This window comes from Enterococcus cecorum DSM 20682 = ATCC 43198, from assembly GCF_000407565.1.
Classification (GTDB): Bacteria; Bacillota; Bacilli; order Lactobacillales; family Enterococcaceae; genus Enterococcus_E; species Enterococcus_E cecorum.
In genome coordinates, this window is the sequence record NZ_ASWI01000006.1 from 13,714 (window position 1) to 37,478 (window position 23,765).

Sequence of the window (23,765 nt, forward strand, 5' to 3'; positions counted from 1 at the left end):
GGACTTCTCAATGTCTGAAAAACCACAAAAATCATATGAACAAGCCGTTGACCAATTTATTCGTGAAAATCGCTATAAAGGTCAAGTTTTGTATGATGACTTATCAAATCAATTAGTCGTACCTTATTCTTTAGATGCTGATGCGATGGATCAATTAATTCAAAAAGTGGAAGACTCTGGAATAAGTGTAGTCGATGAAAATGGCGAACCATCTATTCACTCACTAAAAAGCAATCAAAAACATGCAGAAGAAGAGAAAGTAGATGACCGTGATTTATCTGCACCTACAGGAGTAAAAATTAATGACCCTGTAAGAATGTATTTAAAGGAAATTGGTCGTGTACCATTATTAACAGCAGATGAAGAAGTTTCCTTAGCCTTAAAGATTGAACAAGGAGATCAAGAAGCAAAACAACGTCTAGCTGAAGCCAATTTACGATTAGTAGTAAGTATTGCTAAACGCTATGTTGGGCGTGGTATGCAGTTTCTTGATTTAATTCAAGAAGGAAATATGGGCTTAATGAAGGCCGTTGAAAAATTTGATTACCGTAAAGGATTCAAATTTTCTACCTATGCTACTTGGTGGATTCGTCAGGCAATTACGCGCGCGATTGCTGACCAAGCGAGAACCATCCGTATTCCAGTGCATATGGTTGAAACAATTAATAAATTAATTCGTATCCAACGTCAATTGTTACAAGAATTAGGTAAAGAACCTACGCCAGAACAAATTGCCGAAAAAATGGAAATGCCAACAGAAAAAGTACGTGAAATTCTAAAAATTGCGCAAGAGCCAGTCTCATTGGAAACGCCAATTGGTGAAGAAGATGACTCGCATTTAGGTGACTTTATTGAAGACCAAGAAGCCACTTCACCAGCTGAACACGCGGCTTATGAACTCTTAAAAGAGCAATTAGAAGATGTACTTGATACGTTGACTGATCGTGAAGAAAATGTCTTACGTTTGCGCTTTGGTATTGATGATGGGCGTACACGTACCCTAGAAGAAGTAGGAAAAGTATTTGGGGTAACGCGCGAACGAATTCGTCAAATTGAAGCAAAAGCCTTACGTAAATTACGCCATCCTTCACGTTCAAAACAATTGAAAGATTTCTTAGAATAATATTTAAGGACTTACCAATTCCCTTATTGTTGGAAGGTAAGTCCTTTTGATTTGACGCATTTTTAATCAATTTGAAATATAATTTTTTATAAAATGCATTGGTTTTTACTTATAAGTTGTGATAAATTAAAGAGTGAAAGTTTAAAAAAAGTATCATTTTGAACTAATAAATGATTTTATAAATAAGGAGCGATTTTTTTGATTCATCGATGTCCAAGCTGTGGCTATGAACCGGTTGATCAATCACTTATCTGTCCAAATTGTGGTGCAGAAATAGTCGAAAATGTCACCGAAAAACTACAGCATGAAGAAAACCTGCAAACGGATTTATCTTCAGTTGAAAACAAAGTGGATGATTCTACCGTAGAAGTGATTACATTTGAGGATACGGATGAAGTAAATGATGATATTGTCTGGTCTGACTTACAAGAGCAACCCATCGGAGAGGTCATGAAAGAGTTAGCTAAAGAACATGATGTCCCTTTGTCTAAAGCTGATTTAGCAGCAATTAATATAACGCTATCTGAAGAGGAGCAAGACAATTCTGAAGATAATCAATCCGCTCAATTGGCTGACCTTGTTCAAGAACAACAAGAAAAGCAAAAAGAAGCTGAGGATGCTGCCCTTGAAGAAAATCCAATTTTAGCGAACTATATTGAAATGCATAATGCTCAAAAAGAAGCCCAACGTTTGGCAGAACAAGCTGAAAACCAACAGGCCGAGTCAAATGTCCAAGAGCCACAAGAAGTAGCGTCACAAGAAAAAAGTAACCAGCTGTCAGATACAGAAAAATCAACCAATGCTTTAGACGATGAGGTCACTGAAGCAGAAAAAAATGTATATACTGCTGCAAGTAATCATATCTTACAAGATTCAGTTGATAATCAAGAAGCGGATGAAGAACAAGCGAAACCATCAAAAAAATGGCGTCATTTAGCATTGGCCGGCGCAGCGCTTTTAGTTGTTGGGGGCGGTTTTTATTATGCACATGTGCAGCGTCAAGATACGAACAAATCCCAAGTAACGCAAAAAGCGGACAGTCAGTTAAGTAAATTATCTGTTAAAGTGACGCAATTATTTACCACAAACAAAGTGGAATTTTTAAAAGCTACGGTGACGCTTGCGCAAATAGATGATTTAAGTAATCAATTGGAAAAGTATAAAGATGATAAAGGGTATACCAAATTACATCAACAATTAGCTAGTGCAAAACAACAATGGCAAAAAGTATCTGAAGTCAACGGTTACTTTACTTCGCCAATTATTGAAAATGGACAGCTTAAGGAGCAAGCTACTTTAGATTATTCACAAAAGTTTGCTGTCAAAGCGATTGCCAATCCGCAAGAACCATATGAAAAATTGGTAAACGAAGCGGTGGCAATTGGGCAAAAGGCGTATGAACAATATGAAAAAGCCCAATCTGCTACCAAAGAATTGATGGATGGCTATAAGAACCAATTATTAGCAAGTTCAGTTACTAGAGAAAAATACCAAAATGCAAAAAAAATGGTGGATCAATTAGCAAAAAGCAAGCAAAAAGAATCTCTTAGTAAACAATTAGCAACAATTGATCAAGCATTAACTAAAAAAGAACAAGAAGAAAAACAAGCTAAAGCAGCCAATACTAAAACTTCGAACCAAACAGAAGCTGTGGCAGAAAAACCTGTAGAAGCCAATCCTGTAAATACACAGCCGATTTATACAACTAGAACAAGTGAGCAAAGTGAAGTATTATCCCCAAAAAGTGTACATCAAGGAGATAATCAAGCATTAATCTCAACTCGACTTTCGGATTTACAAGATGTGAATAATCAGGCTTGGCAGTGGAATCCAGAGGTTAAAAATCAAGTCTTACAAGCTTGTTTATCTCGTGGCTATATTGTCGATGGCGGCTATGTGCTAGAACGTGCCCGCATCGAAAACAAAGAAGGCTACTATAATTTATATGCAGTGGCGCCTAGTCAAAGATTTAGCTATGCAAGTGCTAAAAATCCAGTCTATGTCGTAACAATTAATGATAAAACTGGATTTTATAAAGGAAATGGGAACGACCACACGATTCGCTAGTCGTGATCAATAATTTCATATTGCCAGAACTCTCTTTTTTCGATATGATAAAAACATCATATTTGAAAAAGGGAGTTTTTTATGCAGTCAGGTTTAACATTTAGACAAGGTGTGAAAGATTGTTTACCTACTGTACTAGGTTATATTGGTATTGGTTTTGCTATGGGAGTAGTAGGGAAAGGTGTAGGTCTATCAGTGATACAAGTAGCAATGATGTCTATTCTAGTCTATGCTGGTAGTGCTCAATTTATTATTTGTGGTCTGTTAGCTTTAAATGCGCCAATATCTAGTATCGTATTAACTGTCTTTATGGTTAATTTCCGTCATTTTTTGATGAGTTTATCCGTAGCCCAACATTTTAAACAGGTAAATTTATTCAATCGCATCGGTTTAGGAACGTTATTAACAGATGAATCCTATGGTGTCTTAACTGTCGAATTATTAAAAAATAAAAGTGTGACGAGTCAATGGCTGCATGGACTTAATCTAACGGCCTATCTGAGTTGGATTTTTGCGACGATGGCAGGGGCATTATTTGGTGGATTTATCCATAATCCTAAAACATTTGGTTTAGATTTTGCACTCGTTGCGATGTTTTTAGGTTTATTTTTATTCCAGGTAGAACGACCATTCAAGCAAAAAACAATCCAAACAAGTATTTTGCTTTTAAGTATATTTTGCTCATTAATCATCTTGATGCGCTTTTTCTCAGCTGAGGTGGCTGTATTAGCTTCTACATTAATTGGTTGCTTTGTGGGGGTGATGTTGCATGAGTCTTGATTTTCTAGTACTGATGGCTTTATGTGGTTTAGTCACTTGGCTACCAAGAATTTTACCATTTGTATTTTCTAATAAAATTCATTTTCCTAAAAAGATAGAACTGTTTATGAGTTATTTACCTTTAAGTATTTTAGCTGCCCTTTTCTTCCAAAGTTTATTTACCTTTCATGAAAATCAGTGGCCAGAGCTGAAAATTCCTGAATTGATTGCTTGTATTCCCACGCTTTTTGTAGGATACTATAGTAAGGATTTAATGAAAATTGTTGTGACGGGTATTATATCGATTGCTTTGATTAGATTATTTTTATAAAGGAGAGTTTATGAATCATTTATTAGCAACTATCATCAGTGGTTTAGTGATTGATGAAAATGAAAATTATTATTTTGTTCAAAAAGAGGGTCAAACTTTTCGTCTACATAAAGAGGAATTACAAACCTCTCTTGGTCAGATGGTAGAAGGGTTTACTTATGTGAATCAAAAACAACAATTAGCGATGACAACTAAGATTCCTAAGGTACGTCAAGGTCATTATGCCTTTAGTAAAGTAACTGAAGTGCGTAAAGACTTAGGTGTATTTTTAGATATTGGTTTACCGGATAAAGAGGTAGTATTATCCTTAGATGAACTACCAACCTTAACCAGTCTCTGGCCAAAAGTAGATGATGAACTCTTAGTTGGTTTACGTATTGATGATAAAAATCGTATTTGGGCTACCTTGGCAGATGAAAAAATCTTTAAAGCTATGAGTAGAAAAGCAACCGAGCAAATGCATAACCAAGATGTAAAAGCACGGGTTTATCGTCTAAAAATGGCTGGTACTTATGTTTTAACACAAGATTATTATTTAGGCTTTATTCATCCGAGTGAACGTTATGCAGAACCTCGCTTAGGAGAATTAGTCGATGCACGGATCATTGGTTTACGTGAAGATGGTGTGTTATATTTATCCATGAAGCCAAGAAGTTATGAAGCCATTTCTGATGATGCCCAAATGATTCTAGCTTATCTAAACCAATCTGGGACTAAATCTATGCCTTATACAGATAAGAGTTCACCAGAAGAAATTAAACAATTATTTGGTATCAGCAAGGGACAATTTAAACGCGCGTTAGGCCATTTAATGAAACAAAAATTAATTGAACAAGTTGACGGCAAGACAAATCTACTATAAAATTTTTATTGAGCATTTTGTGTAAATGGTAGGGGGTACATGTCATGAATACAATGGCAACCTTAAATAAAATAAAGAAAATGTTGCATGATGCGGGTTTTAAGTTAACACCCCAGCGTGAGGCAACGTTATTAGTTTTGCTTGAAAATGAGAAAGATCATCTCTCAGCAGAAGAAATCTACTTTTTTGTCAAACGTAAAAATCCTGATATCGGCTTAGCTACTGTATATCGTACGTTAGAAATCTTAACTGAATTAAAAGTGGTGGACAAAGTTAGCTTTAATGATGGTGTCGCACGTTATGATTTGAGAAAAGAAGGTGCCAAACGTTTCCATCATCATCTTCTTTGCTTGGAATGTGGTAATATTGAAGAGATTGAAGAGGACTTATTAGGAAGCGTTGAGAAAGTTGTGGAAAAAAGATATCATTTTCTAGTAAAAGATCATCGCTTAACTTTTCATGGCATCTGTAAAAACTGTCAAGAAAAACATCAATTGGAAGGGAGAAGTTAAAGGAATTTTCCTTACTTCTGCCCTTTTTTCAGGATAGGGGTTTATAAGATGGAAACTCAATTGCGTGCATATCTTCATTATTTAACGACAGAAAAACATTTAGCTCAAAATTCATTAGTGAGTTATGAGCGGGATTTAAAGCATTATTTTGCATTTTTAAAAGAGAAAAACATAACCAATTTCGAACAAGTGCAAAAAGCCCATGTACAGCAATTTTTACGCAAATTACAAGAGGATAAGCGTGCGACTTCTTCTATTATGCGGATGTTAAGTAGTATCAAAAATTTTCATTTATATTTACAACTCCAACAAATCACTACACATAATCCTGCAAGTAGCATCGAGATGGCAAAACTTGCGCCTAAAGTTCCCGAGTATTTGACAATTGAAGAAGTGAATCAATTATTGCAATTGCCAGACACCAAAAGTTTGCGAGGTGTTCGTGATCGGGCTATTTTAGAGCTGTTGTATGCTACGGGAATAAGGGTCAGTGAGTGTATCGCTTTAAAGGTTGAAAATGTACATTTAGAGTTAGCTTATCTTGAATTTGAAGGAAAAGGACAAAAGGTGCGTATATTACCCTTGGGCAGCGAATGTGTCAAATGGTTGAGAACGTATCTATCCCATGTACGGCCATCTTTAATGAATCATCAAGAAAATCAGATTCTTTTTTTAACCCAACAAGGAAAAGCATTTACAAGACAAGGCCTGTGGAAAAATCTAAAAAAATATGTCGCGCAATCAGGTATTCAAAAGGTTGTGACCCCACAGACTTTACGGCATAGTTTAGCCATCCATCTTTTACAAAATGGCGCTGATTTAGCCAGCGTGCAAGAATTACTAGGACATGTGGATTTATCAACGACTCAAATGTATGTGCAAGCAACAAAACGCCGATTAAGTGAGTCTTATCAACAATTTTTCCCGAGAGCATAGAAATGAGGTATCCATTTGGAATTACAATTTAAGCTTGAAGGTTTTGAGGGACCTTTAGACTTATTATTACATTTGATAAACAAGTTAGAAATTGATATATATGATATTCCGATTGCTGAAATCACGGAGCAATATTTAGAATATCTACATGCCATGCAGACTTTTGAACTAGAAATTGCTGGTGAATATATTGTGATGGCGGCAACCTTAATGGCAATGAAAAGCAAAATGTTATTACCAACGCAACAAGTGGATTTTGATGAAGATTCGCAATATGAAGAAGACCCCAGAGAAGCTTTAGTGGAACAATTATTGGAGTATCGTAAATATAAATATGCGGCCAAAGAATTATCTAAAAAAGCCGAAGAACGGAGCCAATATTATACGAAGCGTCCCTCTGATTTACAAGAGTATCAGCAAGAGGTACGCCTAGATTTAAATCAGGCCAATACGATTGATTTATTTTTAGCTTTTCATCATATTTTGGAAAAACAAAAACGTAAAATGAATGTCGAAGCTACTGTGGTGGCAGATGAGTTTAGTATTGAAGATAAGATGGTCGAAATTCAAGAAAGATTGTTAAAAGTCCCAATAAAGCAAGGCGTCACACTAGATAGTTTATTAACAACGTATAATCGTAGCGAAATCGTGATTACTTTTATGGCATTGTTAGAATTATTAAAACACCAACAAATTAAAGTACAACAAGCAGCAAGTTATGAGCCATTATATTTGTACCGAGTAGAGGAAGTGTAATTTTGGATATTAGTCAATTGGAAGCTTTATTATTTGTAGCAGGCGATGAAGGGATGAGCATCAATGAACTTAGCTATGTTCTTTCTTTATCGGCTGAACAAGTATTTGAAGGCTTAGTACAATTAAATCAAAAGTATAAAGAAGATGAAACATGTGCCATTGAACTGAAAGAGTATGCCAATCGATATATGATGACTACCAAAGGAAAGTATCAAAACCTTTTACAAAAATATAGTCAGTCACCAATGGCCGCTCGCTTATCTCAAGCTGCGTTAGAAACTTTGGCTGTAATCGCGTATAAACAGCCTTTAACGCGTATGGAAGTAGATCAAATTCGAGGGGTTAATTCCAGCGCATCTATCCAAAAATTACTAAACTTTCAGCTAATTGAAGAAAAAGGTCGCTTAGAAGCACCAGGTCGTCCTAGAATCTATGGAACAACCGCTTATTTTATGGATTATTTTGGTTTGAAAAATATAGAAGAGTTACCAGATATTTCTGAAATGGAAGCTGATTTAGCTCAAAATCAAACGCAGTTATTATTTAAAGGATTGGCCGAAGAGGAAGAAGAAAATCCTGAAAACTTAGAACAAGAATAATGGAAAAGAGGAAAATGATGGAAAGACTACAAAAAGTAATTGCTCACGCCGGGGTGGCTTCTAGACGTAAAGCTGAGCAACTAATTTTAGATGGTAAAGTAAAAGTCAATGGTCAGACTGTGACAACACTTGGCGTCAAGGTCAGTGCTACAGATGAAGTAAGTGTCGATGATGTCCCGATTTATCAAGAAGAACCAGTATACTACATGTTTTATAAACCACGTGGAGTGATAACAGCTGTTGAAGACGATAAGGGTCGTGCCGTTGTAACAGATTATTTTACGGATGTGGCACAAAGAATTTATCCAGTAGGACGATTAGATTACGATACATCTGGATTGCTTTTATTAACGAATGATGGTCAATTTGCCCAACGTCTAACACATCCTAAGCATGAAGTGGAAAAAACATATGTTGCCAAAGTCAAAGGTTTAGCTGATTCTAAAAAGCTTTATCCTTTAACAAAAGGTTTACGCTATGAAAAAGTGACCTATGCACCGGCTCGCTATGAAATTTTATCGACCAATCAAAGCAATGGAACAAGTATTGTGAAATTAATGATTCATGAAGGAAAAAATCACCAAGTCAAAAATATGTTCAAGGCTTTAGATTTACCAGTGATGAAATTAAAACGTGAAGGCTATGGTGATTTAACATTAGGTAATCTTCGTCCAGGACAATATCGCCCATTAACTAATAAAGAAGTCAAACATTTACTACATTTATCAAAATAACCATTTGTAATTTATTTCACATAAATTGAGCAAAAAGGTTGTTTTATTTCTGAATAGGTGTATAATGTAGCTGAACTTGAAAAAATATAGCATAAGGTTCGTCTTCAGGGGCAGGGTGTAATTCCCGACCGGTGGTGATAGTCCACGACCTGTTCAGTGAGTTTGTTTATTGGATGGCTGATCTGGTGAAATTCCAGGACCGACAGTATAGTCTGGATAAAGAAGATTGGCGTATTTGATTTACTCTATTTTTGTGTAATGATGTACCCTATTTTTCCCCTGGAAAAATAGGGTATTTATTTTATGGATGTGAAGCGACTTATTCAGTCACGAGCGGATAAGGTTTTCCAACACGTCGGGAAAGTCGAAAAAGATAAGACTTTTCCAGACAGGGTGGCTTATACGTCGAAGTGGCTAGTCGCTGAACACAGATTACATTATGGGTGTGAAGCAGTTATGTTAGCTGTGCAGCTATTTTTAATGAAGTAAACGATTTCTTATTTACACAAAAAGGTAGTTAGATAGGTTCATTCATGGAGATGAATCCTTGTAAGGAGGATTAATTTTATGAAGAATAGTAGAGTTCAAAAATTAGTGGGGGTAGCTGTTTTAGCTGCGATGGCGTTAGTATTACAATATTTAGCTTTTCCAATACTTCCAGCCTTTAGTTTTCTTAAGATTGATTTTAGCGATATTCCAGTCTTATTGAGCATGTTTTTATTCGGTCCTTTAGCGGGTGTAAGTACAGCATTTATTCGTTCGTTCTTGCATCTATTAACGACAGGGATTGCTGATCCAGCCAATATGGTTGGTGATGTAGCTAGTTTTTTAGCTAGTATGGTTTTTGCCTTACCAATCTACATGTTTTTCAAAGATGCAGCAAAAAAATCAAATCGTTATTTAGGTTTATTTGTAGGAATTTGCTCATTGACGATCTTTATGAGCGTGGCAAATTATTTTGTCATTACACCACTTTATTTACATTTCTACTCACTATCTGCTAATCAAATGTTAGGCATGGCATTAAGTAAGTATATTGCTATAGGAATTATCCCTTTTAATATTATTAAAGGGGCTTTAGTTTCCGTAGTGTTTGTCGTTTTACATGCGAAATTATTGCCTTGGCTTTCACGTAAAACCGTTCGAAAAACTAGCGTAAATATTCATTGATTAAGCTGAAGCCCTCTGTTTTTAGGGGGGCTTTTTTGTATACTCAAATTGTGAGCGTTACTCACTAGATATTTTTCATATCTAATTAGTCAATTTTTACTTGACTAAATCTCTATCAAAGTACAGAAAATCAACAGGATGATTTCGTACTTTATTTATTTCCTTACATGGCCACGAAATAGAATTTTCCTTCTATTTTGTGGTTTTTTTATGCTGCATTTTCTTTTAATAAGTCAGTTTGTCTACATAGTTTTTTTAAGTAAACTATGGTAAAATATTATTAAATTAAATAATTAATTATATTATTTAATTAACAACTTTAGAGGTGGGGAAGTTATATCATTTAATTGTTTGGGGATGGATAAAATGAAAGACAACCGATGGCGATTATTAGATATATTTACACAATTATTGGAAGGAAAAGCCATTAAAATTAGTGAATTAGTTGAGAAAAAATATGGGACAGAAGATACGATTCGCAAAGACAAAGATTCGATTCGTGAATTTTTAGCTGAAAAAGATTTAGATCGTGGATTATTTGGTCAGATGGAATATCAGCATGGAATTGGTTTTTTTCTAGACCGCTCTTTTACCTTAACTGATGATGAAAGAATAGCGATGATTAAGGTATTGCTTTCAAGCCGTGCCTTACATCGTGAAGAAATGTTGCCGATTGTGGATAAATTAATTAAACAATCAAGTGAACCCAAACGCTTAGAAGGTATGGTAAAAAGTGAAAAATTCACCTATAATGGCGTACCAAAAAGTGTGGATATGCTTGAACGGATTAAATTAATTCAATATGCCACGGAACATCAAATTCCGGTTTCTTTTACCTATCAAAAGAACTTTCAGACTTTTGAATATAATCGGATTCCATTAGGTGTGGTATTTATTGATATTTATTTTTATATGATTTCTGCTTCACACACTTCTGAAGACTTTTTAGATTTCGAACATGCCAATAAATTTAGAATTAATAATATGTCCAATTTACGAATTGATGAAAGTGTATCAGTTCCTCGATTGCAATATTCACAATTTCCTAAGTTAGGTGAACTTAGAAATCAAACGGGTCGCTGGGCATTTTTAGGTAAACCCATTGAATTAGAAGTAGAATGTTTATTTGATCCAGCTTATATTTTAGATAGATTCCCAGAGTCAAGGATTATTTCTCAAGATCCAGAAAAGAAAGTGGCCAAGATGGTGATTCCAACAAATGATGGGTATGGAACGAAAATGTGGATTTTAAGTCAATCTAATTCTATGAAAGTCAATAAGCCTAACTATATGCGTGCATCAATCATTCAAATATTAAATCAAATCGTAAACTTATATGGCTATGAACTCGTAAAAAAAGTCGATAAATAAAAATCTGTCAGGAATTTTCTTGACAGATTTTTCGCGCTTTTTTTATTTTTTTGCGTATTTATATGATAGAGCGATTATTTTTCTAGTAAAATTGCTCGCACTGGACATTTTTGGTAAGCTTGTAATACAGATGAATACGCCTCATTTGGAATATATTGATGATTGGCCTCTTTTTCTTGCTTGAAAAGAACGATTCCTTCCTCATCATAATCAAAAATATCTGGGGCATAAAGCGCACAGAGTCCACAGGCAATACATTGTTCTGGAATAATTTCGCAGCGTTTGGTACGCATTTTCTCACTACTTTCTGGAGGTTATTATGGATGAATTTATTTTAGCTTTGTTTGGTGAAAATGACAAGTTAAGGATGAATACTTTATATCAAATCTTAGTAGGAAAAAAATCTGCCTCGATGTTGTACTATGCTTATGGTCATCAATTATTAAATATTGTAGGTATTTTTCCACATTTATCAAAAGCAGAATATGAAAAAATAATCCAACGCTTGGTCAATCAAAAAGCAGTAGTCATTCTTGAAAATGAGCTTGTACGTGTAAAAATCATCCCATCTTTATTCACACAAGAGCCTTATTGCCATCTGAATCATTTTCGTCTCAAAAATAGTCTTACATTATGGCGCATGCTGCAATTATTTCTTTGTCGTCTTTCTTATTGGCCAGCAGATTATCAAGGACCAGTATTAGAGAACAGTCCATTTTATTTGCTAAATGTGGATCAAATGATAGCGCAAATGGATGAAGAGCAAAAACAAAAAATTCATGAAGAGCTGAGTCATGTTTTCTCGCAGATGCCGCAAGACCAGGCTGATTTTTTAGCAAATACTTTTTCTGGAAAACAAATTTCTGGAAAAACTTTCTATCAAGTATTACCTGAAGATTTGCATTCGCCCTTTGATATTTGTTACACCTTGGCATGTGTGGAAAGATTTTGGTCTTATTTGATGACACATACGGAGCTAGTATTATTTCAATTATTCAAACCTTTTATTTTAGAAAATTATAAACAAAGTATGCTTGTTACGCGTCAATATTATAAATTTGGTTATGACGTAGAGAAGATTGCACAAATACGAGGCTTGAAAGAAGGAACAATAATAGACCATTTAATTGAATGGGCAATTTTGGATGATAGATTTCCATTTGAAGATTTTCAATTACTGACACAAGAGGAAACATTGTTAGATTATCGATATAAAGACCTTGTAGAAGAAAACCCTGAAATTTCATTTTTACAGTATCGTTTAAGTCAAATCGCAATATTGAAGGGAAGAGATAACTATGAATGAGCATATACAGCAAGTATTAGAAGAAAATTTTGGATATGATTCGTTCAGAGGTCTACAAGAAGAGATTATTCAAACGGTACTAAATCATCAGGACTGTTTAGCAATATTACCAACAGGGACTGGAAAAAGCTTATGTTATCAATTACCAGGTGTATTGCTCGAGGGAATGGTTATCATAGTTTCACCGCTATTATCTTTAATGGAAGATCAAGTGAATGGTTTACTACAAATGAAAAAGTTTTCGGCAGTGGCAATCAATAGTTTATTAACGAAATCTGAAAGAGAATATGTTCTCACTCATTTATCGGAGTATCAATATATTTATTTAAGCCCCGAGATGCTCTCACAGCCTGAGTGTATTCAAGCACTTAGCAGACAAAAGATAGCCCTTTTTGTTATTGATGAAGCCCATTGTCTTTCTCAGTGGGGTGTGGATTTTCGACCGGAGTATCGCAATTTAAAATGGGTGAAAAAGCAATTACATGATCCGACCACTTTAGCTTTAACCGCAAGTGCACCCCCAAAAGTTAAAGCGGAAATTCAAGAGTTGTTGCTATATCCTGATGCTCAAGTATTTGAATTGCCAGTGAACCGTCCAAATATCTATTTACAAGTTGAAAAAACAAATGATAAAGAAGCCGTATTGTTGAAATATTTAAAAGAATTATCGGGGACAGGGATTATCTATTGCGCTACCCGTGTGCAAGTGGAAGAATTGTATGAACGTTTAAAAAAAGATTATTCGATTGGTTATTATCATGGAGGCCTTTCTAGTAATCAACGACGCTTGCTGCAAACTCAATTTCAAAAAAATCAATTGCAACTATTGGTAGCGACGAATGCATTTGGAATGGGAATCAATAAGCCAGATATTCGTTTTGTGATTCATTATGATTTGCCGGATAATTTGGAAAGCTATGTACAAGAAATTGGTCGGGCCGGACGAGATGGCGAGCCGAGTATTGCGATTTTACTTTATCAAAATCATGATGAACAAATTCATTATTATATGCAAAATCAAACAAGAAATGAACGCGAAGTCTTTGAATTATTAGATGTACCTAAAAATGGCGCACAAAAATATTTTAGCGAATTACAGCAAAAATGGTTTCGCCAAATTCAGCGTGAAGATTATCATTTATTTATGGAAGAAATTAAAGCCAATGAAAAGGTAAAGCAAGCACAGTTACAGACGATGTTAAGCTATATCCATACGAATCAATGCCGGCGTGATTTTATTGCTCAGTATTTTGAAAACCCATTGCCAGATAAACAAGCGCTATGTTGTGATAATCATGGCCCGTTTGATTATCAATTACTGGTGAATTCAAACATTCAAAATGAAAAAATAGCGAATTGGCAAGAGGTTTTGCTAAAAATTTTTTAAGTTAATCGATTCTTCTAAATTTTTTGAACACAAGTAATCTTTGCTATGATATAATGAGACGGAAAGACTGTAGGAGGGATTATTTTGCGAAATAAAGATAAGAAAAAAGAAACAGAAAATCTAAATGAACCATGGGAACAACCTATTTACAATGTAGAAGGTCAAGAAGATCAAATGCCTAGTCGCATACAACAAGGCAGAAGAAAACGCGGGAATAGCAAATTTTTAACGATTGTCTTACTTTTGTTATTCTTAATTGCTGCATGTCCAGCCGCATTTGGCATTTGGAAACATTATGTAGATAATCAACCCAAACAAACGCAAACAACCAAATCAAGCACGAAAAAATCAAGTACCTCACAAACAAAAGAAAGTTCAGCAACTACGAGTGAATCAACCACTCAAACTGAAGAAACCCAAACAAGTTCAAGTGAAGCAACCATTGCAGAAAACCAAGAAGCAACTGAAAATGCTGCTGAACAAAATACCCAAGAAAATCAAGAGGGCCAAAATAGCCAAAATGGTGAAACAACTACTGAAAATGGCGCAGAATATACAACTGTTCAAGCTGGTGAAGGTCCGGCAACAGTTGCTAGTCGAACAGGTGTCAGCGTAGAAGATATTTATCGTTTAAATGGAATGACTGCTGATAACTTCCATTTAACACCAGGACAACAAATTCGAATTAAATAAAAATAGAGATACTGGGGGCGTGTCTCCTCAGTCTCTTTTTGTGTAAATAGTGATTTAGTTAGGGGTAATGGAATGAAAAAAATAAATATTGCAATCGATGGTCCGGCTTCATCTGGGAAAAGTACCGTTGCGAAAATAATTGCCAAAAAATTAGGATTTATTTATACCGATACAGGAGCGATGTATCGTTCAGTGACCTATCTAGCTTTAAAACATCAAGTCAGTTTGGATGATGAGCAAGCTCTAGTTTCACTTATTTTACGCTTTCCTATCACTTTTAAACAAGGAAGTGAACAACAACTTGTTTTTGTGGATGATCAGGATGTGACTAAGGAGATTAGGATGCCAGAGGTAACCAAAAATGTCTCCAAAGTGGCTGCTTACAAGTTAGTCCGTGAGCAATTAGTGAAACAACAACAAGCCATTGCTAAAGATGGTGGGGTCGTCATGGATGGCCGTGATATTGGGACCGTGGTTTTACCTGATGCGCAAGTGAAGATCTTTTTGGTCGCTAGTGTTGAAGAACGTGCGAGAAGACGTCATAAAGAAAATCTAGAAAAAGGCATTCCAAGTGATTTTGAAGAATTAAAAGTTGCCATTGAAAAAAGAGATTATTATGACTCTCATCGCGAAAATTCGCCACTTGTGCAAGCTGTAGATGCGGTAAGTATTGATACAACGGGAATGAGCATCGATGAAGTCGTTCAAGCTATCATTAATTTAGTAAATGACGAAAATTCAGCAAAAAAATAAAAGAAATTATTGGAAATCGCTTTATTTTTTTGTGAAATTGCAATAAACTAGATATTGTAGTGTATACATGAACAAATGTTGGTCAGGAGGAAATTAGGTATGACGGAATTTGAAGGACAAGTAACAGAAACAATGGAAGAGGCTTTAAATAGCGTACAAGAAATTCATGTTGGCGATATTGTTAAAGGTGAAGTGTTAGCTATTGAAGATAAGCAAGTCATTGTTGCGATTTTGGGAACAGGCTTAGAAGGTGTGATCCCAGCAAAAGAATTATCTACAACACCAACTGATGATTTAGAGTCATTAGTAAAAGTCGGTGATGAATTAGATTTAGTAGTGATTTCAAGAATCGGTAATGATAAAGAAAATGGTAGCTACTTATTATCTAAACGTCGCTTGGATGCTAAAAAATTATGGGAAGAAATCGAAGCAAAATATGCTGCAGGTGAAGTCGTTGATGCAACTATTACCAACGTGGTTAAAGGTGGTTTAGTTGCAGATTTGGGTATTCGTGCATTCATTCCTGCTTCAATGGTTGAAGACCATTTTGTTAAGGACTTTAGTAAATATAAAGGACAACCCTTAAAGTGTAAGATTGTTGAAATCGAACCAAGCGAAAATCGCTTAATTTTATCACATAAAGTTGTTGCTGAAGAAGAAAAGCAAAAACAAAAAGAAGCGGTATTTGCTTCAATTCATAAAGGAGATCAAATTGAAGGGACTGTCGCTCGATTAACGAACTTTGGCGCATTCATTGATTTAGGTGGTGTTGATGGACTTGTTCATGTTTCTGAAATTTCTCATACACATGTAGCCAAACCAAGTGATGTCTTAAAAGTCGGTGAAAAGGTAAATGTTTTAGTTTTATCTGTTGATCCAGCTAGCAATCGTATTTCATTATCTATTAAAGATACTCTACCTGGACCATGGGATGATATTGAAGATAAAGCCCCCGTTGACAGTGTGTTAACAGGGACAGTGAAACGCTTGACAAGTTTTGGCGCTTTTGTGGAATTATTCCCTGGTGTAGAAGGTCTTGTGCATATTTCACAAATTGCGCACAAACACATTGCTACACCACATGAAGTCTTAAAAGAAGGCGAAGAAGTTAAAGTTAAAGTCTTGGAAGTATCTCCAGAAAATCAACGTATTGCTTTAAGTATTAAAGCACTTGAAGAAAAACCAGAACCAAAAGTTGAAGAAGTAGTCGCTGAAGAAGAAAGCTATGAACTACCAGAAGAATCAACTGGTTTTACTATGGGTGATATTTTAGGAGAAGCTTTAAAAACTGAAGAATAATTCTTTAGATAAAAACCAACTAAATTTTCTTGTTCTGTATACCAAAAAGAATAGTAAAGGCGCAATTTATCCATTTTTCAAGGTATTGCGCCTTTTTTTACTTGCAAGATGATGAAAGTTTCGGTAAACTAATTGAGATTGAAAAAAATGGAGGGAAGAAAATGGCAAATCCAACTATTGCAATTGTCGGTCGTCCAAATGTCGGTAAATCAACCATCTTTAACCGAATTGCCGGAGAACGTATTTCAATTGTTGAAGATACTCCTGGAGTGACGCGAGATCGTATTTATGCAACAGGCGAATGGCTAGGTCGTGAGTTTAGTATTATTGATACTGGTGGGATTGACCTAGGTGACGAACCATTTATGGAGCAAATTAAAGCCCAGGCCCAAATTGCGATTGAAGAAGCAGATGTAATTATTTTTATTTCCAGTGTTCGTGAAGGGATTACGGATGCGGATGAAATGGTTGCACGCATGCTTTATAAAAGTAAAAAACCTGTGATATTAGCAATAAATAAAGTAGATAATCCTGAATTAAGAAATGATATCTTTGAATTTTATGCGCTAGGTTTAGGCGAACCATTTCCGATTTCAGGGAGTCATGGTTTAGGAATAGGGGATGTCTTAGATGAAGCTGTCAAACACTTTAGCACTGAAATCGAACCTGAAGATGATAGTGTTATCAAATTTAGCTTGATTGGACGTCCAAATGTCGGCAAATCATCGCTCATTAATGCAATTTTAGGGGAAGAACGGGTCATCGTTTCTGATATCGAAGGAACAACCCGTGATGCCATTGATACACATTTTATCAGTGAAAATGGTCAAAAATTTACCATGATCGATACAGCCGGAATGCGCAAACGAGGCAAGGTCTATGAATCAACAGAAAAATACAGTGTCATGCGGGCGATGCGAGCAATTGACCGTTCGGATGTGGTATTATTTGTCATTAATGCAGAAGAAGGCATTCGTGAACAAGATAAGAAAGTTGCTGGTTTTGCACACGAAGCAGGAAAAGGTGTCATTATCGTGGTGAACAAGTGGGATCTTGTCGAAAAAGATACGAATACGATGCGCGATTTTGAATTAGAAATTAGAGAAGAATTTCAATATTTAGATTATGCACCGATTATTTTTGTATCAGCGAAAACAAAACAACGCTTGAATAAGTTGCCAGCAATGATTGAAGAAGTAAGTGCAAATCAAAACTTACGCGTACCTTCTGCAGTCCTTAATGATATTATTATGGATGCTGTGGCTATTAATCCAACACCAACAGATAAAGGTAAACGTCTCAAAATCTTTTATGCGACTCAAGTTAGTGTGAAACCACCAACCTTTGTCATATTCGTAAATGAGGAAGAATTAATGCATTTCTCATATGCACGCTTTTTAGAAAATCAGATTCGCAAAGCATTTACTTTTGAAGGTACACCGATAAGAATTATTGCACGAAAAAGAAAATGACGGGAATACTTTCAATTATTTTCTTAGTTTGTAATCAAAATGAAACAAACAACCCACGAAAGTACAACGAAAAGTCTTGATATTAAAGGCTTCTTATGATAACTTAGTAACAGGATATTGATTCATTATTCAATATTTCTCACTAACCTTGGACCACTCAAGGATGGTGAATGGTGTTTAACATCACATCAAAAATCAGGAGGTGAATCATCCATGGCAAATAAAGCAGAATTAATCGAAAAAGTTGCAGCGGCTACAGATTTATCCAAAAAAGACGCTACTGCTGCAGTAGACGCTGTATTTTCAGCAATCCAAGACGCTTTAGCTAACGGTGAAAAAGTTCAATTAATCGGTTTTGGTAACTTTGAAGTTCGCAATCGTGCAGAACGTAAAGGACGTAACCCTCAAACGAACGAAGAAATTATTATTCCAGCAAGCAAAGTTCCTGCATTCAAACCAGGTAAAGCTTTGAAGGAAGCCGTTAAATAAGGTGTTCTATCTATGGAGCTCTTGATGATTCAGGGGCTCCTTTTTTATACTTTTTTCGAGGTTAGATGATGATTGGTTTAGGAACAATTGTAAATGTATTCGCAATTATTTTCGGCGGAATTTTTGGTTTATTTTTTGGCAAACGATTAAAAGCCTCTATGCAGGAAACTTTAACGAAAACAGCTGGTTTAGCCGTGTTGATGTTAGGTTTAGGGGGACAATGGAAAAAATGCTACAAGTAACCAAAACTGGCTTAAGTAGTAAAGGCAGTATGATGTTGATATTTTGCCTGACAATCGGCGCAATGGTTGGAGAATGGCTTGATATAGAAAAGCGATTGGTTCAATTTGGGACATTTTTAAAGCAGAAAAGTCATTCCGAAAACGATTCTCAATTTTTAGAAGCCTTTGTGACTAGTTCTTTAACTGTTTGTATCGGGGCTATGGCGGTTGTCGGGGCTTTTGAAGATGGATTACACCATAATTATGCCATTTTGTTTGCTAAAGCGATTCTTGATTTCATTATTATCTTGATTATGGCGAGTTCAATGGGAAAAGGAAGTTTATTTTCATTCATACCTGTGGGAATTTTCCAAGGGAGTTTGACTTTACTTGCCCATTATTTAGCCCCACTTATCAGTAATCAAGGCTTGAGTCAATTATCATTCATCGGCTCCATCTTAATCTTTTGTGTCGGTGTCAATTTGTTTTTTGGACCGAAAATAAAGGTTGCGAATCTACTGCCGAGTTTGATATTGGCACTACTTTGGCAATGGTAAAAGAAATGTGCTTTCGAGGGTTATCGAAGGGGCATTTTTTTGTTTTGAAAGAAATAAGGAAAATAATAAAAAAATTCAGAAAATTAACCGAAAAATTAAAAAATATTTAGAAAAGATATTGACATTTAATTAAATTAGAAGTATATTGTAAAAAAATTAAAAAATACATTGAATTGTAAGGAGACGATTCATATGCAACAAAAATTAACAGGATTATTATTAATTGTCATTATTACCTAGAGGACTTAGAACATGGAAAAATTACCCACATGTTTGAGTCCTATTTGTGCATTGTGAATGGGATTCTTACTAAGCATCCCACTCACTGATAAATCTTTGGGTGGGATTTTTCTTTGTTTTTAAGAAAAATCTTGAGAACTAAAAAGTACTTCAAAATGAAACACAAGCTGTAATAATGATTTTAGCTTTGAAATCAAAATTTTGATAAACGGAGGAAATGCAATTGAGAAGTGATCAAATCAAAAAAGGTATTGATGCCGCACCAGCAAGAAGTTTGCTATATGCGACAGGACAAGTAAAAAGCGCAAGAGATATGGAAAAACCATTTATTGCTATTTGTAATTCTTATATTGATACTGTTCCCGGACATGTTCATTTAAGAGAATTAGCTGAAATTGCCAAAGAAGCGATTCGTGAGGCAGGTGGCATTCCTTTTGAGTTTAATACAATTGGTGTCGATGATGGAATCGCAATGGGCCATATTGGGATGCGCTATTCACTACCAAGTCGTGAATTAATTGCCGATGCTGCCGAAACTGTCATAAATGCGCACTGGTTTGACGGCGTATTTTATATTCCTAATTGTGACAAAATCACTCCTGGAATGATTATGGCAGCCATGCGAACCAATGTACCAGCTATCTTTTGTTCGGGTGGTCCAATGAAAGCCGGTGTTGATCCTCGAGGACATCAAATGACTTTATCAACGATGTTTGAAGCAGTTGGTGCCTATAAAGCTGGTAACTTAACGAATGATGAATTTCAATTTATGGAACAAAATGCTTGCCCAACTTGTGGTTCTTGTGCGGGCATGTTCACAGCAAATTCAATGAACTGTTTATTAGAAATTTTAGGACTTGCTTTACCAGGTAATGGCACGACTTTAGCTGTTTCACAAGACCGTCGTGATTTAGTTCGTCAAGCAGCCTTTCATTTAATGGATTTAGTGAAAAAGCAAATCAAACCACGTGATATCGTCACGAAAGAGGCCATTGGTGATGCCTTTGCCTTAGATATGGCGATGGGTGGTTCTACCAATACAGTGCTACACACACTGGCCATTGCGAATGAAGCCGAAATTGATTACAACTTAGAAGATATTAATGAAATTGCCAAACGGGTACCTTACTTATCAAAAATTGCACCTTCTTCAGCTTATTCGATGCATGATGTTCATGAAGCGGGTGGGGTGAGTGCGATTATTCGTGAATTAATTGATGTACCTGGTGCTATCCATCCAGATCGTATCACCGTCACAGGTAAAACGATTCGTGAAAATGTTAAGGATGCTAAAATCAATAATCCAGAAGTGATCCGTAGCAAAGAAAATCCTTATAGTCCAGTTGGTGGTTTGTCTATCCTTTATGGAAATATCGCGCCAGATGGTTCAGTGATTAAAGTGGGTGGCGTAGATCCAGATATTAAGAGCTTTACTGGTAAGGCAATTTGCTTTAATTCTCATGATGAAGCCGTGGCAGCCATTGATGACGGTCGCGTACAAAAAGGTCATGTCGTGGTTATTCGCTATGAAGGACCAAAAGGCGGACCAGGAATGCCAGAAATGTTAGCTCCAACTTCAAGTATTGTTGGTCGTAGTCTAGGTCGTGACGTGGCCTTGATTACGGATGGTCGTTTCTCAGGAGCAACACGCGGCATTGCGGTTGGTCACATTTCACCAGAAGCCGCTGCGGGGGGTCCATTAGCTTTAGTAGAAGATGGCGATGAAATTACCATTGATTTAACGAATCGTACCTTGAATTTATTGGTTAGCGAAGAAGAGTTAGCCAAACGTCGCGAAAACTTACCAAAATTTGAATTTAAAGTTAAAAAAGGTTGGTTAGCACGATATACAGCCTTAGTTACTTCAGCAAATACTGGCGGAATTATGAGAGTAACGGAGTAAATAAAAGAATAGAGGGGATTATATGGAGAATCAAACAAAGCTAAATGGTTCCGAGCTTTTGTTAGAATGTTTGAAAAAAGAAAAGGTTGAATTGATTTTTGGTTATCCTGGCGGTGCGGTCTTACCATTATATGATGCCATGTATGATTTTGAAATTTCAAATGTATTAACCAGACATGAACAAGGAGCCGTACATGCAGCAGAAGGGTATGCCAAAGTAACGGGCAAACCTGGTGTCGTGGTTGTTACATCTGGTCCTGGAGCAACCAATGCGATTACCGGAATTGCTGATGCGATGAGTGATTCGCTACCTTTAGTCGTGATTACGGGTCAAGTTGGCACAGGTGGAATTGGTACCGATGCCTTTCAAGAAGCTGATATTTTAGGGATTACTTTACCGATAACCAAGCATAACTTCCAAGTGCGCGATGTTAATGATTTACAACGAATTGTTCATGAAGCTTTTCATATTGCTTCTACGGGGCGTCCTGGTCCAGTAGTGATTGACTTACCAAAAGATATCAGTCAATCGATGGGGGGATTTCTTGAACATTTTGAAGTGGATATTCCAAGTTATCAACCAAATACTTCAGCTTCACTGCCACAAATTGAAAAAGCCATGAAACAATTAAAACGTGCGAAAAAGCCATTACTTTTAGTGGGAGCTGGTGTTAGTTATGCCAATGCAACCGAGGAATTACGTACCTTTGTCGATAAGTATCAAATTCCAGTCGTTGAAACCATGATGGCTCTAGGAACAGTACCAAGCAAACATCCACTCAATTTAGGAATGGGTGGTATGCACGGAACTTATGCAGCAAATATGGCTTTATCAACTTGTGATTACTTGATAAATATTGGCTCACGATTTGCAGACCGTTTAGCTACTTCGCCAAATAGTTTTGCCCCAAATGCGAAAATCGCCCATATTGATATTGATCCAGCAGAAATTGGTAAAGTCATTCGTACCGATATTCCTGTAGTAGCCGATGCCAAAGATGCGCTAGAAAAAATGCTCGCTCTTGATACAAAACCAGGTGATTACAGTGGATGGATTGCAGAATGTCAAGAAAGAGAAGCGAAACATCCATTATATTATGATGAGACAGATGAAGAAATTAAGCCCCAACGAGTGGTTGAAATCGTGGGTGATATTACCGATTCTAAAGCTTATGTTGTTACCGATGTTGGTCAGCATCAAATGTGGGTATCCCAATTTTATCCATTTAGTTTCCCTAGACAAATGATTACTTCTGGTGGCTTGGGAACGATGGGGTATGGTATTCCTGCAGGGATTGGGGTGAAATTTGCTCATCCAGAAAGCCAAGTCGTCGTATTTGTAGGCGATGGTGGTTTCCAAATGACGAACCAAGAATTTGCGATTTTAAATGAACATAACTTAGATATCAAATTTGTGTTAATGAACAATCATGTGCTGGGCATGGTGCATCAATGGCAAGAAAAATTCCATGGCGCACGTTTTTCATCCTCTGAATTTAAGACTCAGCCAGATTTTATGAAGCTTGCTGAGGCCTATCATGTCAAAGGCGTACGTTTAAGTAATCCGAAAACGATTGAAGAAGACTTAAAAGCTGCCTTTGCCTTAGAAGGACCAGTCTTAATTGAAGTCGAAATTCCAGCTCAAGAACATGTATTACCAATGGTTGCCGCCGGAGCACCGAACCATAAGATGATTGGGGTGAAGTAAATGAGAAGAACCGTTACAGCAGTTGTCTATAATCAAGCGGGGGTTTTAAGTCGCATTACTAGTACCTTAAATCGTCGCCAAGTCAATATTGAAAGTATTTCTGTTGGTACTGTGGAACGAAAAGACATTTCACGCATGACAATCTCTTTTAATGTCGAATCAGAAGCTGATGCCGAACAAGTCATCAAACAGTTAAATAAACAAATAGAAGTGCTGAAAGTGACTGATTTAACACATACGCCACATGTTGAAAGAGAATTGGCCTTAATTAAAGTCAATGCACCAGCAAATACAAGATTAGAAATTCAAGCAATGGTTTCTCCTTTTAGAGCAGATATCGTGGATGTGGCTGCTTCAACGATTACGATTCAAGTAGTCGGACATCCCGATAAAGTAGAAGCTTGTATTGAAATATTAAAACCTTATGGCATTAAGCGGATGGCAAGAACAGGAGTCACAAGTTTAATTCGTGGTTAGAAGCAACTTTGCTTTTAATATAAAAAATAAAAAGGAATAT

23 protein-coding genes, 1 pseudogene and 1 riboswitch are annotated in these 23,765 nt (G+C 36.1%); of the genes and pseudogenes, 23 read left to right on the forward strand and 1 reads right to left on the reverse strand.

Annotated elements, in window-relative coordinates; genetic code table 11:
* Positions 1 to 10: 10 nt before the first annotated feature.
* The 12 genes from rpoD (at position 11) to I567_RS11875 (ending at position 11,220) form a co-directional block, all read left to right on the forward strand.
* A complete protein-coding gene (gene rpoD / locus I567_RS11815) occupies positions 11 to 1,123 on the forward strand; it encodes an RNA polymerase sigma factor RpoD (RefSeq protein ID WP_018345375.1) in 1,113 nt (370 codons plus the stop codon).
* A 198-nt stretch (positions 1,124 to 1,321) separates the two neighbouring features.
* The gene (locus I567_RS11820) at positions 1,322 to 3,190 is read left to right on the forward strand and encodes a cell division site-positioning protein MapZ family protein (protein ID WP_016252436.1); all 1,869 of its coding nucleotides are present in this window, start codon (positions 1,322 to 1,324) and stop codon (positions 3,188 to 3,190) included.
* 81 nt (positions 3,191 to 3,271) lie between these two features.
* Positions 3,272 to 3,970, forward strand: a complete 699-nt coding sequence (locus I567_RS11825) for an AzlC family ABC transporter permease (RefSeq protein WP_016252437.1) — start codon at positions 3,272 to 3,274, stop codon at positions 3,968 to 3,970.
* Positions 3,960 to 4,280 (forward strand): AzlD domain-containing protein, encoded by a 321-nt coding sequence (locus I567_RS11830; protein WP_016252438.1) that lies wholly within the window; start codon positions 3,960 to 3,962, stop codon positions 4,278 to 4,280. Before I567_RS11825 ends, I567_RS11830 begins: the two co-directional genes overlap by 11 nt.
* A gap of 10 nt (positions 4,281 to 4,290) precedes the next feature.
* Positions 4,291 to 5,142, forward strand: a complete 852-nt coding sequence (locus tag I567_RS11835) for a CvfB family protein (protein ID WP_016252439.1) — start codon at positions 4,291 to 4,293, stop codon at positions 5,140 to 5,142.
* Between the two features lie 44 nt (positions 5,143 to 5,186).
* Positions 5,187 to 5,654, forward strand: coding sequence for a ferric iron uptake transcriptional regulator (fur, locus tag I567_RS11840; RefSeq protein ID WP_016252440.1), 468 nt, complete (start codon positions 5,187 to 5,189; stop codon positions 5,652 to 5,654).
* 48 nt (positions 5,655 to 5,702) lie between these two features.
* Complete coding sequence (gene xerD, locus I567_RS11845) at positions 5,703 to 6,590, forward strand: site-specific tyrosine recombinase XerD (protein ID WP_016252441.1); 888 nt, start codon at positions 5,703 to 5,705, stop codon at positions 6,588 to 6,590.
* 15 nt (positions 6,591 to 6,605) lie between these two features.
* Positions 6,606 to 7,346, forward strand: a complete 741-nt coding sequence (locus I567_RS11850; RefSeq protein WP_016252442.1) for a segregation/condensation protein A — start codon at positions 6,606 to 6,608, stop codon at positions 7,344 to 7,346.
* Positions 7,346 to 7,945 carry an SMC-Scp complex subunit ScpB gene (gene scpB / locus I567_RS11855; protein WP_174362045.1) on the forward strand — a complete coding sequence of 200 codons (600 nt, stop codon included), beginning with the start codon at positions 7,346 to 7,348 and terminating at the stop codon, positions 7,943 to 7,945. Before I567_RS11850 ends, scpB begins: the two co-directional genes overlap by 1 nt.
* A gap of 17 nt (positions 7,946 to 7,962) precedes the next feature.
* A complete protein-coding gene (locus I567_RS11860; protein WP_016252444.1) occupies positions 7,963 to 8,679 on the forward strand; it encodes a pseudouridine synthase in 717 nt (238 codons plus the stop codon).
* A 96-nt stretch (positions 8,680 to 8,775) separates the two neighbouring features.
* Positions 8,776 to 8,910, forward strand: a riboswitch (FMN riboswitch).
* 336 nt (positions 8,911 to 9,246) lie between these two features.
* Complete coding sequence (locus I567_RS11870) at positions 9,247 to 9,849, forward strand: ECF transporter S component (protein ID WP_016252446.1); 603 nt, start codon at positions 9,247 to 9,249, stop codon at positions 9,847 to 9,849.
* Positions 9,850 to 10,215: 366 nt separating this feature from the next.
* Positions 10,216 to 11,220, forward strand: a complete 1,005-nt coding sequence (locus I567_RS11875; RefSeq protein WP_016252447.1) for a helix-turn-helix transcriptional regulator — start codon at positions 10,216 to 10,218, stop codon at positions 11,218 to 11,220.
* A gap of 74 nt (positions 11,221 to 11,294) precedes the next feature.
* Here I567_RS11875 and I567_RS11880 read toward each other — a convergent pair whose 3' ends face one another.
* Positions 11,295 to 11,513 carry a ferredoxin gene (locus I567_RS11880; protein ID WP_016252448.1) on the reverse strand — a complete coding sequence of 73 codons (219 nt, stop codon included), beginning with the start codon at positions 11,511 to 11,513 and terminating at the stop codon, positions 11,295 to 11,297.
* A gap of 26 nt (positions 11,514 to 11,539) precedes the next feature.
* Between I567_RS11880 and I567_RS11885 the strand changes: the two genes are divergently transcribed.
* The 11 genes and pseudogenes from I567_RS11885 to ilvN all read left to right on the forward strand — a co-directional run bounded on the left by I567_RS11885 (position 11,540) and on the right by ilvN (position 23,725).
* Complete coding sequence (locus I567_RS11885) at positions 11,540 to 12,526, forward strand: helix-turn-helix domain-containing protein (RefSeq protein WP_016252449.1); 987 nt, start codon at positions 11,540 to 11,542, stop codon at positions 12,524 to 12,526.
* On the forward strand, positions 12,519 to 13,913 hold the full coding sequence (locus I567_RS11890) for a RecQ family ATP-dependent DNA helicase (protein WP_016252450.1): 1,395 nt from the start codon (positions 12,519 to 12,521) through the stop codon (positions 13,911 to 13,913). Before I567_RS11885 ends, I567_RS11890 begins: the two co-directional genes overlap by 8 nt.
* A gap of 84 nt (positions 13,914 to 13,997) precedes the next feature.
* Positions 13,998 to 14,606: a LysM peptidoglycan-binding domain-containing protein gene (locus I567_RS11895; protein WP_016252451.1), complete on the forward strand. Its 609-nt coding sequence runs from the start codon at positions 13,998 to 14,000 to the stop codon at positions 14,604 to 14,606.
* Positions 14,607 to 14,678: 72 nt separating this feature from the next.
* Positions 14,679 to 15,359 carry a (d)CMP kinase gene (gene cmk, locus I567_RS11900; RefSeq protein WP_016252452.1) on the forward strand — a complete coding sequence of 227 codons (681 nt, stop codon included), beginning with the start codon at positions 14,679 to 14,681 and terminating at the stop codon, positions 15,357 to 15,359.
* Positions 15,360 to 15,458: 99 nt separating this feature from the next.
* Positions 15,459 to 16,658, forward strand: a complete 1,200-nt coding sequence (gene rpsA / locus I567_RS11905; RefSeq protein ID WP_016252453.1) for a 30S ribosomal protein S1 — start codon at positions 15,459 to 15,461, stop codon at positions 16,656 to 16,658.
* Positions 16,659 to 16,819: 161 nt separating this feature from the next.
* Positions 16,820 to 18,130: a ribosome biogenesis GTPase Der gene (gene der / locus I567_RS11910; RefSeq protein WP_016252454.1), complete on the forward strand. Its 1,311-nt coding sequence runs from the start codon at positions 16,820 to 16,822 to the stop codon at positions 18,128 to 18,130.
* A gap of 213 nt (positions 18,131 to 18,343) precedes the next feature.
* Positions 18,344 to 18,619: an HU family DNA-binding protein gene (locus I567_RS11915; protein ID WP_016252455.1), complete on the forward strand. Its 276-nt coding sequence runs from the start codon at positions 18,344 to 18,346 to the stop codon at positions 18,617 to 18,619.
* A 68-nt stretch (positions 18,620 to 18,687) separates the two neighbouring features.
* Positions 18,688 to 19,397, forward strand: a pseudogene (locus tag I567_RS11920) (DUF554 domain-containing protein).
* Positions 19,398 to 19,860: 463 nt separating this feature from the next.
* The gene (gene ilvD / locus I567_RS11925) at positions 19,861 to 21,540 is read left to right on the forward strand and encodes a dihydroxy-acid dehydratase (protein ID WP_016252458.1); all 1,680 of its coding nucleotides are present in this window, start codon (positions 19,861 to 19,863) and stop codon (positions 21,538 to 21,540) included.
* A gap of 22 nt (positions 21,541 to 21,562) precedes the next feature.
* On the forward strand, positions 21,563 to 23,248 hold the full coding sequence (ilvB, locus tag I567_RS11930) for a biosynthetic-type acetolactate synthase large subunit (protein WP_016252459.1): 1,686 nt from the start codon (positions 21,563 to 21,565) through the stop codon (positions 23,246 to 23,248).
* Complete coding sequence (gene ilvN / locus I567_RS11935) at positions 23,249 to 23,725, forward strand: acetolactate synthase small subunit (protein WP_016252460.1); 477 nt, start codon at positions 23,249 to 23,251, stop codon at positions 23,723 to 23,725. It begins immediately after the preceding gene.
* The last annotated feature ends 40 nt before the right edge of the window (positions 23,726 to 23,765 follow it).

Excerpts from the sequence above, each read along its gene's own strand:
- rpoD (WP_018345375.1), top strand. The coding sequence starts at position 11 with ATGTCTGAAAAACCACAAAAATCATATGAACAAGCCGTTGACCAATTT.
- I567_RS11825 (WP_016252437.1), top strand. The coding sequence starts at position 3,272 with ATGCAGTCAGGTTTAACATTTAGACAAGGTGTGAAAGATTGTTTACCT.
- I567_RS11830 (WP_016252438.1), top strand. The coding sequence starts at position 3,960 with ATGAGTCTTGATTTTCTAGTACTGATGGCTTTATGTGGTTTAGTCACT.
- I567_RS11835 (WP_016252439.1), top strand. The coding sequence starts at position 4,291 with ATGAATCATTTATTAGCAACTATCATCAGTGGTTTAGTGATTGATGAA.
- fur (WP_016252440.1), top strand. The coding sequence starts at position 5,187 with ATGAATACAATGGCAACCTTAAATAAAATAAAGAAAATGTTGCATGAT.
- xerD (WP_016252441.1), top strand. The coding sequence starts at position 5,703 with ATGGAAACTCAATTGCGTGCATATCTTCATTATTTAACGACAGAAAAA.
- I567_RS11860 (WP_016252444.1), top strand. The coding sequence starts at position 7,963 with ATGGAAAGACTACAAAAAGTAATTGCTCACGCCGGGGTGGCTTCTAGA.
- I567_RS11870 (WP_016252446.1), top strand. The coding sequence starts at position 9,247 with ATGAAGAATAGTAGAGTTCAAAAATTAGTGGGGGTAGCTGTTTTAGCT.
- I567_RS11875 (WP_016252447.1), top strand. The coding sequence starts at position 10,216 with ATGAAAGACAACCGATGGCGATTATTAGATATATTTACACAATTATTG.
- I567_RS11880 (WP_016252448.1), bottom strand. The coding sequence starts at position 11,513 with ATGCGTACCAAACGCTGCGAAATTATTCCAGAACAATGTATTGCCTGT.
- I567_RS11885 (WP_016252449.1), top strand. The coding sequence starts at position 11,540 with ATGGATGAATTTATTTTAGCTTTGTTTGGTGAAAATGACAAGTTAAGG.
- I567_RS11890 (WP_016252450.1), top strand. The coding sequence starts at position 12,519 with ATGAATGAGCATATACAGCAAGTATTAGAAGAAAATTTTGGATATGAT.
- cmk (WP_016252452.1), top strand. The coding sequence starts at position 14,679 with ATGAAAAAAATAAATATTGCAATCGATGGTCCGGCTTCATCTGGGAAA.
- rpsA (WP_016252453.1), top strand. The coding sequence starts at position 15,459 with ATGACGGAATTTGAAGGACAAGTAACAGAAACAATGGAAGAGGCTTTA.
- der (WP_016252454.1), top strand. The coding sequence starts at position 16,820 with ATGGCAAATCCAACTATTGCAATTGTCGGTCGTCCAAATGTCGGTAAA.
- I567_RS11915 (WP_016252455.1), top strand. The coding sequence starts at position 18,344 with ATGGCAAATAAAGCAGAATTAATCGAAAAAGTTGCAGCGGCTACAGAT.
- ilvB (WP_016252459.1), top strand. The coding sequence starts at position 21,563 with ATGGAGAATCAAACAAAGCTAAATGGTTCCGAGCTTTTGTTAGAATGT.
- ilvN (WP_016252460.1), top strand. The coding sequence starts at position 23,249 with ATGAGAAGAACCGTTACAGCAGTTGTCTATAATCAAGCGGGGGTTTTA.